11 protein-coding genes are annotated in these 14758 nt (G+C 50.7%); 4 read left to right on the top strand and 7 right to left on the bottom strand.

The features are described 5' to 3' along the window. Positions 1 to 237: 237 nt before the first annotated feature. Both ACXAF9_RS15560 and ACXAF9_RS15555 read right to left on the bottom strand, forming a co-directional pair. A complete protein-coding gene (locus ACXAF9_RS15560) occupies positions 238 to 2253 on the bottom strand; it encodes an ATP-binding protein (RefSeq protein WP_475075607.1) in 2016 nt (671 codons plus the stop codon). Positions 2254 to 2417: 164 nt separating this feature from the next. Then, entirely contained in the window at positions 2418 to 2693 is a 276-nt protein-coding gene (locus ACXAF9_RS15555; RefSeq protein ID WP_475075606.1) for a hypothetical protein, read from the bottom strand. Between the two features lie 345 nt (positions 2694 to 3038). Between ACXAF9_RS15555 and ACXAF9_RS15550 the strand changes: the two genes are divergently transcribed. From ACXAF9_RS15550 to ACXAF9_RS15540, 3 genes are all read left to right on the top strand, one after another. Continuing rightward, the gene (locus ACXAF9_RS15550) at positions 3039 to 3653 is read left to right on the top strand and encodes a LysE family translocator (protein WP_475075605.1); all 615 of its coding nucleotides are present in this window, start codon (positions 3039 to 3041) and stop codon (positions 3651 to 3653) included. Positions 3654 to 3785: 132 nt separating this feature from the next. After that, complete coding sequence (locus ACXAF9_RS15545) at positions 3786 to 4382, top strand: rhodanese-like domain-containing protein (protein ID WP_475075604.1); 597 nt, start codon at positions 3786 to 3788, stop codon at positions 4380 to 4382. Positions 4383 to 4430: 48 nt separating this feature from the next. Continuing rightward, the gene (locus ACXAF9_RS15540) at positions 4431 to 5099 is read left to right on the top strand and encodes a response regulator (RefSeq protein WP_475075603.1); all 669 of its coding nucleotides are present in this window, start codon (positions 4431 to 4433) and stop codon (positions 5097 to 5099) included. A 77-nt stretch (positions 5100 to 5176) separates the two neighbouring features. Here ACXAF9_RS15540 and ACXAF9_RS15535 read toward each other — a convergent pair whose 3' ends face one another. The 4 genes from ACXAF9_RS15535 to ercA form a co-directional block, all read right to left on the bottom strand. Continuing rightward, a complete protein-coding gene (locus tag ACXAF9_RS15535) occupies positions 5177 to 7762 on the bottom strand; it encodes a NahK/ErcS family hybrid sensor histidine kinase/response regulator (RefSeq protein ID WP_475075602.1) in 2586 nt (861 codons plus the stop codon). Further along, positions 7755 to 8897 (bottom strand): nitric oxide-sensing protein NosP, encoded by a 1143-nt coding sequence (nosP, locus tag ACXAF9_RS15530; RefSeq protein WP_475075601.1) that lies wholly within the window; start codon positions 8895 to 8897, stop codon positions 7755 to 7757. The genes ACXAF9_RS15535 and nosP overlap by 8 nt, the downstream gene beginning before the upstream one ends. A gap of 100 nt (positions 8898 to 8997) precedes the next feature. Then, the gene (locus ACXAF9_RS15525) at positions 8998 to 10758 is read right to left on the bottom strand and encodes a PAS domain-containing sensor histidine kinase (protein ID WP_475075600.1); all 1761 of its coding nucleotides are present in this window, start codon (positions 10756 to 10758) and stop codon (positions 8998 to 9000) included. After that, positions 10742 to 11902, bottom strand: coding sequence for an alcohol dehydrogenase-like regulatory protein ErcA (gene ercA / locus ACXAF9_RS15520; protein WP_475075599.1), 1161 nt, complete (start codon positions 11900 to 11902; stop codon positions 10742 to 10744). Before ercA ends, ACXAF9_RS15525 begins: the two co-directional genes overlap by 17 nt. 426 nt (positions 11903 to 12328) lie before the next feature. Here ercA and ACXAF9_RS15515 point away from each other — a divergent pair, with 426 nt between their 5' ends. After that, the gene (locus ACXAF9_RS15515; protein ID WP_475075598.1) at positions 12329 to 13453 is read left to right on the top strand and encodes a porin; all 1125 of its coding nucleotides are present in this window, start codon (positions 12329 to 12331) and stop codon (positions 13451 to 13453) included. Between the two features lie 83 nt (positions 13454 to 13536). On the opposite strand, the gene ACXAF9_RS15510 is transcribed toward ACXAF9_RS15515, so the two are convergent. After that, positions 13537 to 14484, bottom strand: a complete 948-nt coding sequence (locus tag ACXAF9_RS15510; protein ID WP_475075597.1) for a DUF808 domain-containing protein — start codon at positions 14482 to 14484, stop codon at positions 13537 to 13539. Positions 14485 to 14758 lie beyond the last annotated feature (274 nt).

Genomic DNA, 14758 nt, shown 5'->3' with positions numbered 1-14758 from the left:
TCATCTTGGTTTGCTCGTAATCGTAGTGTTTGAAGCGTGCCATCCGTTGCACCATGCGGGGTAAAGTTTGTTTCAAGCAGTGTAACTGAGGGTTCGACCGCAGGTCGAGGGCTGAACGACTTATCCGACAGCCTCAACGCCCGGCTCACCGAGCAAATTTTTGATGGCGGGTTTTTGCTGCTAAGCGAAAAAAGGTGACAGCGGAAATTTGTCCGGTGCAGCCGCTTGTTAAATGCATTACTCCGATGGCTCCTGAAGTTCATCTACCAGTTGCTTTGAAGACTTATCTTCAAGAGAACCCCTCTTCGTTTGAAGTTTTTCAAGCAGGTAGTGGTTTGCTAAATCAAATTCAGCAAATATGGTTCCCCAGGTTTTCACATACCCTTTTATCCGATCATTTTTGGTGCTGAACACTAATCCAGGTTCGTTTTTAGCATCTGCCGTTTCTAAAGCTGAGTTGATATCGAAATCTTTATCTGAAATTTTTCTACCGACCAGTATTATTTCAAACCTCATTTTCTCCATTGAGAAGCCAGAGTGTTCGGATATTATTCGCGCATAGTCTCGTATTTGCTTAAGATGCTTTTCGTTGAGTGCAACTGCTGGCCTCTTTATTTCGATGATCGTACACTGGTAGTAAGACTCACCCCTAGAATTGAATCCAATATTCTTTCTAGCTAAGAATAAGTCTACTTGCCGTCTAACCCCCTCAATATCTAACCCACCATCTAAATCCACTGACTCAACGTCACTTTCATCAATGAAATCTATTCCTTTTACATGACTCCTAAGATTCAAAGATATTTTTTGGAAGTCATCCTCTTCAGCACCCAGTAGTGTATATTTGTTGCCGAAAAGCCAAGTATTACTTTCAATAATCCCTTGCAAATCAGGTGTTTCGAGAACTTCTTTATAATATTTAACCATTATTTCTCGAAGCTTATGGACAGCAAACTCTCTCTTTTGAAGGACTTCGATGGTACTAATAACATTTTCTAACGATGAATTTTTAACTTGCTGCGAGAATGTATTTATTTGATTTTCATCTAGATTAAGAATTTCGCCGACAACCTCAAAAATCGTATCATTCTCATTGGACACCAATATCTTATCAATTAGCGCCAATAGTATTTTTACAGGTTTTTCTTTTATATTATTGAAAATCGCAGGGTCAGTTATATAAAGTGATTTTACAAATGACTTAGTATTCTCTCTTCTCCAAGCCGCTTCTTCCGCTTTTAGCCTTTTATGCTCCGGAAAATAACCGCGAGCTTCATACTCCTCAATTTTTTCTTCAACAAATTCCCGAAGAAACTTTTCATATATTTCCTTGCTGAACTCATGTATTGCCTTTTTTAACTTCTTGAAAGCATCAGATTCTGGGCTAACCTGCGGGGCATCCGTAAAATTTAGCGTCGAGCTACTTTTATTGAAATTATCAAACCAGTTCGACCTAGAGTAAGAGCTAAGGTAAAACTTTGGTTTTTTATTAAAACTGCTTAGATCTCGATGTAATACTCGTCCATCATGGTTAACTACATAATTATATGACTTCTCATCTCCAGGCTTATCTACCCAGCGAATAAAATCGATTTTAAATTCAGCCCCATCAATACAAATATTTTTCTCTATCAACTCATTTTCAGGAATCTCGACTTCTACCCCATTAACCGTTAACTTTCGATCGGGGTTTAGAATTAGTCTCCAGCCAAAATAGCTTTCAAGATTACTTTTAATAACCTCTAGCCCTGGAAGGTTGGTATGAAAGTTGGATAGGACCACACATGTACCTGATTCAAGTGGGCTTAGTAATGCATGCTGTTCCTCTGGCGCAATCTCTTTTGCTGAAAAATCACGCAGCTTAGTGCTATCTATTAGTATCTTAGATTCAGAGTCATAGCATTTGGTGTACCAAGTAGCATTTGAACAGAGCAAATGAAACGCAAGCCTTCCTTTTCCGTGAGCTCCCTGAAGGTCATCATCACCTTGTTTAGAAGATTCATTAAACCTAGAAAAATGTTGGTCGCATTTCTTTATATCAATGCCCGACCCGTTATCCAACACGGTTATAGCAACTAGACCATGCATTTCATTGTGTTCAATCATAAGATCTACGGAAGTTGCGCCAGAATCAAATCCGTTAGCGATCAATTCAATAACTGATTGAAAAGGATATTTCTTCCATTTAGTAAAATGCTTTTTAATCCCTTCATGAGTGATATCTGCTGTACCACTTATCTCCATATTACCCATTTAACAATCCAGATTATTTGTGTGATTAGTTTAAAATATTGAAACACATTTTCTCGCCAAGCATTTAACGCCGCCAACACAGGCGGCCGAAACGTAGTGTAGGCCGTCCAGTGCAATGCGTTTTTTTTGCATTGCACGATTGTGCTTGGCCTTGTTAAATGCTTTTACCAAAACCTCTTCTTATCTTTTTGGTAGCACTTATATGCAAGAACCCAAAACGACAAAAGTGTAATTAAGGCAACTTTATCGTATTTCTTGGATATTTTCTGAACCATAACATCTTGAATTCCTTTCGCAGGACCATGTAGCTCGAAGTTTTCCAACATATACCCGCCAAGAAGATGGATACCTATAAAGAAGATGCAGCCTAGAATAATTGCCCATTGTGTCTTCTTCGATAAAGCTAAAATATAGAGAAATTCAGATAGCCAGTTGGGCATATGCTCTCCGTAGCTACATACATTTAACAGTTTCTTCACGCGCACGCACGATATCATTACTTGCACAAAGACCAGAAAAGCGCATAACGCATTGATAGTATTATATTTTTAGAGAAGAATCGAATCGTAGCTAGGACAAAAACGCGAATGCGTTTTCCAGCCAACCTTGGCAGGATATCTTCCCTATTCATGTATGTATCCAGTTGAGCTTAGACCCAAATCACGACTTTTCCAGAAATTAAGGCCAGTTGTACCAAAAAGCATCGCCTGCCTCTATTGCACCAAATGCCAAGCCCCCACTATATTACCCATTCCCCTAAACGCCCCTGACCTGAGGCAAGCACTATGACATTCGAGAGCGCGCTCACTTTCTTTTTGGCGATTTTCATCTTCGGCATTACGCCCGGGCCCGGTGTGTTTGCAATTTTGGCGCGTGCGATGACCAAGGGTGCGGCGTCTTGCTTTTCGTTGGCGCTGGGGATGACGGTCAGTGACATCGTGTACCTGGTGCTGGCCTGCCTTGGTTTGGCGGTGCTGGCAGAAAACTACGCAACGCTGTTTACTTTGATTCGCTGGGCCGGTGCGGCTTACCTGATTTATCTGGGTTATAAGATGTGGACAGCCCCCATCCAAACCGAGGAGGAGCCGGGTGTGGATAAAAAGCGCGGGCTGGGCGGCTTTGTGCAGGGCTTTTTGATCTCGGCCTCTAACCCTAAGGTGATTTTATTCTACATCGCGTTTTTACCGACCTTTATGGATTTAACGGCTCTGACCCACCAAGACATCGCCTTGGCGGCGGTACTCACGCTGTTTGCCTTGATGATTGGCCTTATGATGTTGGCGCAGATGGCCGCCTATGCGCGTAAAGCGCTTAAGAGCGAGCGCAGTGTTAAAACCCTAAACCGCAGTGCTGGTTCCATCATGATGGGCGCGGGTGTCTATCTGGTCAGTCGTTCATAATTCGGAATCTGACGTAGCAGCACCGGGAAGTTTTCCCGTTTTCAGTACTTTAGTACTGGTTTTTTGCTGCCATGGAGGGATTCATCCCCCGATAGCCTCACGGTGTAATAGAGAGGTCAAAGGGGTAATAATATGAACAATATCGCCATTTGGCTGTGCTTGCTGATCAGCAGTGCTGTACAGGCTTCCCCAGAGGCTAAGACATCACCCAACACGTCTTGGCCCGGAGTAACATCTCAACAGGATGCGACGGCACTGTTTACGGACGATGGGTTTCGAATGGCCCGCTATCGGAGTCCGACACCTGATCATCATCAACAGGCGGTTACGCTCAGCACTCAAGATCTGATCGACCTGTTACACACGCACCCTAATATGCCATTACTGGATGTTAGGCCGGCTGATGTCATCAACGGACAGTTTGTTCTGACCAAACCACACACCAGCATTGAAGGCAGTCTCTGGACGCCCAATGTCGGCGAAGGCGTGCTGGATGCGGCCACGACACGGTATTTCAAAGCGATTTTGGCGAAGGTCAGCCACAACCGCTACGACGCCCCCATCGTGATGTATTGTAAGGCCGATTGCTGGATGTCCTGGAATGCGGTAAAACGAGCATCGGATTGGGGATATACTCAGCTATACTGGTACAAAAATGGTGTGGATGGATGGCAGGAAGCGAATCGACCCCTAGTAGACATCCAACCGGTTCCCATGGAGAACAATTAGGCTAAGCCCTACGCGAACCGGCAACTATAATGATAACAGGAGAAACGTGTGTATAAGATTTTGATTGCTGATGATCATCCGCTGTTCCGCGAAGCGATCATCAACGTGATCCGCACCAGCTTTCCTGAGTGCGAGCTACTGGAAACCGAAACGCTGGATACCGCGCTTGAGCTGACTCAGGAGCATGATGATCTGGATCTGATTTTGTTGGATCTCAACATGCCGGGCATGAATGGCCTAAACGGTTTGATCACCCTGCGTAACGAATCCCCAACCATTCCAGTCGTGATTGTCTCCGCCGAGGAAGATAAGCAGATCGTTCTGCAAGCGATTACCTATGGCGCGGTGGGCTTTATCACTAAATCCTCGCCACGCGAGCAGATGACCGAAGCGCTTAAGCAGATTCTGGCCGGTAACGTCTATCTGCCATCGGACATCATCCGTACGAATTCCACCGAGACACGCCGTTCGCCACGCAACGATGAGCATCATATCCCACCGGAGATGCTCTCCTCGTTAACGCGTCGCCAATTATTGGTGTTAGAGCGTATGTCCAAAGGGGAATCGAACAAGCAGATCGCGTATAACCTGAACATCGCTGAAACCACGGTAAAAGCCCACGTCTCGGCCATTTTACGCAAACTGGGTGTGCATAACCGCATCCAAGCGGTGTTGTCGGCTGGCAACATCGACTTTAGCGAATACCTAAAACGCTAACGCCCTACCCCGCTTCGGCCACGCTTTAAATACGTGGCTGAAGCGGCACTCTCTTATCCAGCGCTGTTTAAGTCCGTTTACTGCGCGCGATCTTTCAGAAGATGCATCAAGGTGGTTTTCAGCTTTAACGGCTTCACGGGCTTGTTCATCAACACGTATCCCAGCTCCCGTATGTCTTGCTTAAGCTCTTTGTTGTAGTTAGCCGTAATCATCAAGACGGTTAACGGTGTGTCCATGCGCTGTGCTACGGCACGGGCCGCATCCACCCCGTTTCGATCATCATCTAGGTGGTAGTCGGCAATCAACAAGTCCACGGGGTCCTCTTTGGGGTCGACTTGGCTTAGAAGGTCTTCCTGCGAGAGCGCGGTGGTGACTTGGCAGCCCCAGCCCTCCAACAGGGTTTTCATCCCTTGGCAGATCGCCTGCTCGTTATCGATCACCCAAATGTGGGAGCCGGCCAGTGCATCCGGCACGACTTTCAGCTTCGGCCCTTGGATCTCGCTAAAGAGCGCCAACTCACCCAGCGGTACTTCCACCGAGAACACGGAGCCCACGCCCTCTTTGGAGCGCACACTGATTGGGTGGCCCAACACGCGGGAGATTTTATCCACAATCGCAAGGCCAAGCCCCAAGCCTTTGTCTTTGGTTGGGTCTTGCGGTTTTAGGCGGCGAAACTCTTGGAAGATCTCTTGGCGTTTCTCTTCTGGAATGCCTGGGCCTGTGTCCCACACCTCGATGCGCAGTGCGTTTTTCAGGCGGCGACAGCCAAACACGATGCGGCCTTTTTCGGTATAGCGAATCGCGTTGGACAAAAAGTTACGCAGAATACGCGCCAACAGCTGGCTGTCCGAGGAGATCACTGCTTTGCTTGGGATGTAGTGCAGCGTCAGCCCCTCTTTCTGGGCAAACTGGCTGTACTCGTTGGCGATGTTCTCCATCAAATCTTGCGCGCGGAAGGTGGTCGGGTCCGCCTTAACCACGCCCGCATCCAGTTTGGAGATGTCCACCAGCGTGCCCAACAGCGATTCAACATCGTTTAAGGCGCTGGATACCGCGCGCACCAGCGACTGGGTTTCTTCCACTAACGGCTTCTCGTAGAGCGCGCCTGTGAATAAGCGCGCCGCATTCAACGGTTGCAGCAGATCGTGACTGACCGCCGCTAAGAATTTGGTTTTGGAGAGGTTCGCTTGCTCGGCGTCTTTTTTCGCCTCGCGAAGGCGGGCTTCAATCAGGTTACGTTCCGAAATTTCCGAGCGTAACTGCTCGTTGACCTCGGTTAATTCGGCGGTACGCTCTTGGACGCGTTGCTCCAAGGTTTGATAGGCAGATTCAAGCTCCAGCGCCACTTTGCGTCGCTCGGTGATGTCACGGATCATAACGAAGATCCCCTCGACCACGCCGCTTTCACTGACGTTCGGCACGTAGGATTTCAGCAGATAACGCATCTCGCCACGGCCGTTGCGCTCGGCGATATCAAAGGTGACATTCTCACCCGAGAAGGCGCGTTTTAGGTAAGGCATCAACTCTTTGAAATGCACTTCGCCATGGACGTTTTCGATCTTCACCCCGATCAAACTGCCCGATGCCCAGCCGTACCACTCCTCATACACCTTGTTGGTAAAGCGGTAGCATAAGTCCTCGCCCACGTAGGCGATCAGTGCCGGGACGTGGTCGGTAATCAAACGAATCCACTGCTCGCTTTCGCGCAGGGTTTCGGCGTATTGGTGACGCTCGGTAATGTCGGTGTAAGTGTTCACATACCCGCCATCTGACAAGGCATGGGTACGCACCTCGATGATGCAGCCGTTGTGTTCCATCACGCCTTCTCGTCCCGAGCTGCCATTACGACCACGCGGCTGATGGAAGTGCTTCAAACTTAACGAGCGAAACGGCGGGTGGGACTCGGCCACTTGCTGGGTCACGCCGGTCAGTGACAGGAAGCGGTCATTCCAGATCTCGAGTTGATCACTGGCATTCACCAGTGCGATCCCTTGGGATAGGTTATCCACGGTGTTTTGCAATAGACGCGTTTTCTCAGCCAACGCCTCTTTGCGTTTTTCCGTTTCGGAGGCTTTCAGCTCACTGATGTCAGTGTAGAGCATTACCAACCCCCCTTCGGAGGTTTCGCGCTCGCTCATCTGAATCCACTGGCCGTTCGAGAGTTTAAAGACTTTACTCTCGCCACCGGTGCTGGTTTCGCTCTCCTCGATTAGGCCGTGCTTATCGGCCAAATCCTGTATCTCTTGGATGCTAAGGCCGGTTTGGATCGACACGCCCGTACCCGACCACACCGCCTGGAACTTACTGTTAAACAGAACGATGCGACGCTCGGAATCAAACAGCACAAACGCATCCGAGATGCTTTCAATCGCATCAATCAAATGCTGATTGGCACGTGCGGCGTCGCGGTTAGCTCGTTTAAGGGCGCGGTGGCTGGTTTTCAGCTCAAAGAGGGCTTCGTTCAGCGCTTCGGTACGCTCGCGGACTTGATCGGCCAGCACCACGGAGTGCTCAAACGCCGAATACGGATTGGCGCCCTGAACGTTGCTGGACTCGACCCGCTCAATCAAGGCGGCGTTGATTTTGCGCAGTTTCTGGTTTTCGTGCTCAAGCTCGGCAATCTTGAGGTTCAGTTCTGCCTCGCGACAGGTTGGTTCAGTCATCGGTTACGTGTCCAATCACCACGCCGGTGAATGTCTGGTTGATGTGCATACCTTCGATATGCTCCCCATAGGTGTTAAAGCCAATCACACCGTGTTGTTTTAACAGGGTCGATGCTTCATCAATTCGACCTTCGCACTGCGCTTCGAGTCGGCGTAAAAAGCAGTCACAACCGATCACCAGTTGCGGCTCACCGACGTTTTTCTCAATACGGTGCAGCTGTTCGGTCAAGCCCGCCAGAAAATCCCCCCGCGCCATGCGGGTCAGGACAATGCCGTTCTCGACCGCGCAGTAAAACGTCAGGCTTAAATCCTCGTTCACTTTTTGGATGGAGCGCACGTAATACTCCTCCCCAATCCGAACCGCTAACGGATTAAGCGCAAACAGCTCAGGATTCAGCGCTTCAACCGTAACCCCCAACATGCGTGCGTACTCTTTGGCCGCAGGCTCGGCGTTTAGCTCCTGTACACGGCGCGACTCTCGGTCTGCGGCCGTGACCACCAACTTATCGCCCAAACTTTGCATGTGGTGGGTCGTAAACACCTCAAAGTCGCAGTCTGTGTTAAAGAGTAGTACAACCGCCGCGCCTGTGTGAAATGAGCCGTTCGCAAAAACATGGGTATTGGCCAAATGTATATCGTCACCGGCACTGCCACCAAAGTGCGGAATGTTCCCCAAAGCGGAGTTTAGGCTGATCAGGACTTGCTCCTCCTGAACGGATAAGCCATCGAGCAAGGTCAAAACAAAGCTGTTACCGACCACGGGCGCTATCTGTTGATCTCGGCTTTTGCGAATCAGACGATCAATCACATTTTGCGCCTGCATCAGGGAGAAATGCTCCATCGCCTCAATGAGTCCGACTTGCACCGTAAAGTGGGATCGATCAAACCCGATCGCGCTGATCGCGCCTTGCGCGTAGCCTTCAGGGGTAATCTCGCCTGCGGTCGTGCAACCGGCAATCGGCAGATGCCCAAAGGAGGCGTTCAGCGCCGAGGCTAACGTATCCAAATCGTACTCAGCCGAGCAAAAGAACAGCACGAATCCGATCCGGTCATCATTGAGTTGCTGACGTAATTCAGCAACCGCCTGATCGATATCAGAGCTGGTTGAAAAAGCGGTGATCACAGAATTGGTCATTGTCTACCCCTACAGCGATGGCGCCTACTCAGTCTAGGCACAGCACCTTTGCCATCAAATACTACTTGCGACCCAAAATCATTGTGCCCCTGCACAGTGGCTAGGCCACCCGCAGCATATGGGTTAATAACGCGCGCAGTTTACCCGGTTTTACCGGTTTATTAAGAATCTGCACCCCTTTGCGACGTAACTGCAAGAGCGCTGGGTCGTGGCGCTCGGCGGTGATGATCGCCGTGGGCTTATCACCGTACACCGGCGCTAAGGCCGCCATCACATCCGCGGCGGTCTGGTCATCGTTTAAGTGATAATCCAACAGATACGCATCCGGCGTTAACTTAGCGCTTTGCAACAGCTCCAGCGCGGTTTCAGCGCTGTCGGCCACCACTGGCTCAATCCCCCACTGGGTCAGGATAGCGCGCATACTGAGCAGAATGTCCGGCTCGTTATCCACCACCAGCACCGTTTGCCCTTGGAAGCCCTCGGTACTGGCCACTGGATGCGTCCGTGCAATCGGGGCACTTTGGAGCGCTTTGGCATCCCCTTTGGGCACCCAGATTCGAAACACCGAACCATGATTCAACGAGGAGCTCACATCCACCTTAAGGTTTAACACACAAGCAATGCGCTCCACGATGGCAAGCCCTAAACCCACCCCTTTTCGCTCCCCGTTGCGATGCTGGGGTAGCTGATTAAACTCACGAAAGATCGCTTGGCGTTGCTCTAAAGGGATGCCTTCGCCGGTGTCCCACACTTCGATCAGGTAATGATCGCCGCGTGCTCGCGCCCCCACCAGCACACCGCCGGTTTCGGTATAACGCATGGCATTGCTGACAAAATTACGAAGGATGCGCATCAGCAAACGCGCATCGGTTTTGATCACCGCCTGCGTATCGCGCACGATAAGCTTCAGCGCTTGGCTCTCGGCCACCGCTTCAAACTCCGAGCGCAAGGTGTTCAGTAACTGGGAGAGATGAAACTCCGAGCAGTCAGCCTGCACGGCGTTTTGATCCAATTTGGAGATATCCAGAAGATCCGTCAGCAGCTCCTCCGCGCTTTCAAGTGCGACATGAGTGCGATCCACAAGATGCGCCTCATCCGCCGCCAGCGTGCGCTCCCGCAAAGTGGCCACCAACAAACGCGCCGCATTCAGTGGCTGTAACAGATCGTGACTGGCCGCCGCTAGGTACTTATCTTTACTGACGTTGGCTTTGATCGCTTGCTCTTTGGCCTCTTCTAGGGCGTCTTGCACGGCGGCACGCTCGGCAATCTCATCCAGCAGTTGGGTGTTTAGCTCCGCCAAGGCGTTGGTGCGGTTCATGACCCGCTCTTCCAGCTCTTCGTTGAGCTTGCGTAGGCGAATCTGATCATTCACCCGGTCGGTGATGTCCTGCACAAAGGCTTCAATGGTGGTGTCGTCGGCTTCTTGTTTTAGCAGCGCGTTCATCGATACATAGATGATCGCCCCATCAACCCGCACCAAACGGGTCTCAAATCGAAACACTTTTCCGTCGCGCTGTAAGCGGCTGATCAGCTGCAAATACTCTTTGGGGTCGTAAAAAAGATCCTCCCCCAAGGTTTTGACCCGCTCTTGGAAGAACTCAACCGAGTTCGCCGCGCAAAGGTTGGCCATCGCAGGGTTAGCGCCGCGCAAGGTACCGGCCAAATCCGCCTGAAAGATGCCATGCAGGGCGTTATCAAACAGCCATTTATAGCGATTGCGCTCGGCTTCGAGCTCTTCGAGCTTTTCGGTCAGCTCCGAGTAGTAGTTTTTGCGGGCCGACTGATGACCTAGGCCGATCAGCTCCTCGACGGTGGGTTCTTGCGGCTCGGAGTGTTCCGGTGACTCATAGCGCTTCTTCATAGACCACTTCGACATCGCGTTGGTTGGATTTACGCGGATTGGTCAAAATGCACGGATCACGCATCGCCTTCACCGACAACACCGGAATATCACTGATGTTCACACCGCTGCTGCCGAGTGTTTCCATCAAGCCGACGTTCTGTTTTAAGCGCACCACATGCTGCACGAGCCGCTCTTTGATCATCGGCGGCGTAAGCCCTCGGGTATCGATACCCAGCGCATCCGCCACCACTTTGAAGCGGTCTTCCGCGTCTTTAAAGTTGTAGCTGATCACATGCTCCAGCAGCATGGCATTACACAAACCGTGCGGCAGATCCAAAAAGCCCCCCAAACTGTGGGACATGGCATGAACCGCCCCCAAAATCGCATTGGAGAACGCAAGGCCGGCTTTCATTGAGCCCAGCATCACCTGCTCGCGAAGATAAAGATCAGTCGGGTTCTTAACCAAGGCTTCAAGGTGCCCGTTGATCAGGCGCATCGCATCTAAGGCGTGCATGTCCGTTAAAGGCCCCGCCCCGGTGGATACAAAGGCTTCGATGGCGTGCACAAGCGCATCAACACCCGTACAAGCACTTAGGAAGGGGGACATGGTAACGGTGGTTTCGGGGTCGATCAGCGAAACATCGGGTACTACCGATTTACTGACAATCGAGATTTTTACCTTATCGTTCTGATCCGACAAAATAGCAAACTGGGACACATCGGCCGAAGTACCGGCCGTCGTTGGGATCAAAATCAGCGGAGGGATCGGTTTATCAATGGTATCCACGCCGACAAACTCAAGGATATGACGTCCGTGCGTGGAGACAATACCAATCCCTTTAGCGCAATCCATGGGGGAGCCGCCCCCGACCGCAACAATCAAGTTGCAGCCGTGTTCTTGGTAAAACTCAGCCCCTGCCATCACCTCTTCACAACGCGGGTTGGGGGATACATCGGTAAACACTACATGGGCGATGCCTTCGCGCTCTAGGCTGTCGGTCACATCTTTGACCCAACCCGCCTCGACGACACCGGGGTCCGATACCACGAGGACTTTGCGCGCGCCAAAACTGTGTGCGTAGTTGGAGACGCTGTGACGGGCCCCTGCGCCAAAGATGATCTCGGGCGAGACAAACTTGCGCAGGTGCGATACAGAATTCATAGCTACTGCTCTCTTACGAACCGGTCGAGGATCACTCGCCCATTCATGTCGTTGTTATTATTAAGCGCATACACCAACGCTCATCCTGAGGCTTGTACGGCGTACGCCAAGAGTTCGAGCATAATCAAGAACCCCCTCTGGTTTCAATGCATCCTTTATCCAATAGCGGCCTCTTTAAAGTGGCGATGCTGCAACTGCTCAAAATTTAAACACCTTGGTAGCAGATACCATACGCCATGTATGTTTAAGACCCTGTCGTACGCCCTACCCGACCCTTGTGTTACAGCCTATGACCCTGACAAGAGGAGGGTCGAAGACAATAGACAATAGTCCCCTTTTGCAGACACCAAAGAGGCATTCTGTCCGCCACAAACTCTCTGCACGATGAACAGCACCAAAACTAACAATAATAATGTTGGGGAAATCATGAAAAACAATAAAGGCTTCACCACCCGTTCTCTGTTCAAAGTGTCAGCGCTGACCATCGCTGTTGGTATGGCCTCTCACGCTTCGGCAGGGATTGAGCTCTACAACCAAGATGGCACCACCTTCAGTGCCGATGGCCTTCTGAACACCTTCTATGTTCATAGCAAAGTGGACAACGATGACAACAGCCTGGACCGCACACAGTCCCGCGTTAAGATGGGCTTCTTGCCTAACTACATTGGTTTTAACACCAGCAAGCAGATGGGCGATCTAAAACTGGGCGCTCGCTCTTCGTTCTGGGTGTCGATCAACGATGCCAACAGCAACTTGGTGGATTCAACCATCGACGTACGTCAGTTTTACGGCACCATCGATGGCGATTGGGGTCAGGTACTGATCGGTAAAGATTTTGCGCTGTTCAACCGCTCTAACATCATGAACGATGAGATTCTGCTCGGTTACGGCCAAACGCACACCACCACCGTCGATGGCAACAACGTGTCCTTCGGTAACATCGGTACCGGTTACCTGTACCCGTTCCCGAACTCACAGATCACGTACCGCACGCCTGACATGAGCGGCATGCAGCTGGCCGTCGGTTTAATGGACCCTGCCAAATCCGGTGCAGGCTCAGAAGAGAGCACACCCCGCATCGAAGCGGAGCTGACCTACAACTTTAATGCCTCTGAAAACGTACCCGTAAAACTCTGGGTTGGCGGTATGTCTCAAAGCTCCGACAACGGCAGCGATGACATCGATTCCAACGGTGTTTCTTATGGTGCTAACGTGAAGTTTGGTGGCTTGTCATTAACCGCATCGGGCTTCCAAGCGGATGGTGTGGGCACTGCTGGCCTTGGTAACTTAGTCACCACCGATAAAGGTGATGTGGATGGTTATCTGGTGCAAGGCTCGTACAGCTTCGGTAGCGAGCGTCTGGTTCTGTCCTACGGCGAGAACAAAGGCGGTACCACCGATGGCGGTAACGAGTTGGATCTTGAGAACACCTCTGTTGCGTGGTTCCACTCCGTCAACAGCAACCTAACCTTGGTCGCTGAGTACAACATGACTGAAAGCGCAACCCAAGATACCGACACCATCGCACTGGGTGCCTTACTGATTTGGTAATCGTCTAAAGCACATCGAGGGGCGACTCCCCTTCATCCCCCCTCGATGTTTTAATGCCTTTTCTGTAAGCCCTTTAATCTCCTTTAGTGACCAGACTTACCGAACAGCTTCTTGCCGATCGTCACAATCGCAACCACAACACCACCGGCCAAAATGCCGAGCATTGCATCCAAAAAGGTGGGGGTTAACGCGGACAAGACCGCCCCCGCAGGCCACGTCGCGACCACTTCAGCCGCGTGTTGGATGGCGTGATGCACCACCGGAATACCGTGGGATAAAATACCGCCACCAACCATGAACATGGCCGCCGTACCAACGATGGACAACAACTTCATAAATTTGGGTGCCATCACCAGTAAGCCACGCCCAAAACGTTGGCCAAAGGTCATGGATTGCCCGGCCACATGGTCACGCATCAGGTGCAAACCGAGATCATCCATCTTCACGATGCCGGCGACTAAGCCGTAAACCCCAACGGTGATGATTAGTGCAATGCCCACCAGCACCGCACTTTGCATCCAAAGGGTAGCGGTGGCCACGGTACCCAGCGTGATCACGATGATCTCGGCGGACAAAATAAAATCGGTACGGATCGCGCCTTTGATCTTCTGTTTTTCAAACTCAACCATGTCGACGTCTGGGTCGCTGACGGCCTGTTTAAGATTCTCTTTGTGGGCGTCATCGTCTTCGGCACTGTGCAGCAGTTTGTGTGCGATCTTCTCGAAGCCTTCGAAACACAAAAACAGACCGCCTAGCATCAGCAGCGGCGTGATCAACCACGGGATAAAGTAACTGATCGCCAACGCCGCCGGGATTAAGATCGCCTTGTTCAGCATCGACCCTTTGGCCACCGCCCAAATAACGGGCAGTTCTCGCTCGGCACGTACACCCGTTACCTGCTCTGCGTTCAGGGCAAGATCATCCCCCAGCACGCCTGCGGTCTTTCGCGCCGCGACTTTCGTCATGCTCGCAACATCGTCTAACAGCGTCGCGATGTCATCAATCAAAGCAAATAAACTTGAACCAGCCATAGTGTCCTTTTCCTTAGGTGTATATTGCCCTGCAAGCATACCGAAAAAGATCTGAATGTGCGCTGCACGATCACTTCCCGATTGAAATTCAGGCCAAAAAAAAGCCCGTACAGTGTACGGGCTAAAGAGTATGTAAGTACTACACTTACCAACAAGAAAATCGCCAGGGATGGCAACAGAGTAGAGCCATGAAAGAAGCCACGGTGACTTGCTCCTCTCATAAACAACCCCTTCAGTATGATGCAGCGCAACAAAAAACGCCCTTCTGCAAAAG

Source organism: Neptunomonas sp. ABH4_499 (assembly GCF_056160565.1).
Note: the sequence above shows the minus strand (reverse complement) of the source record. Positions and strands in the feature narration are given on the sequence as shown.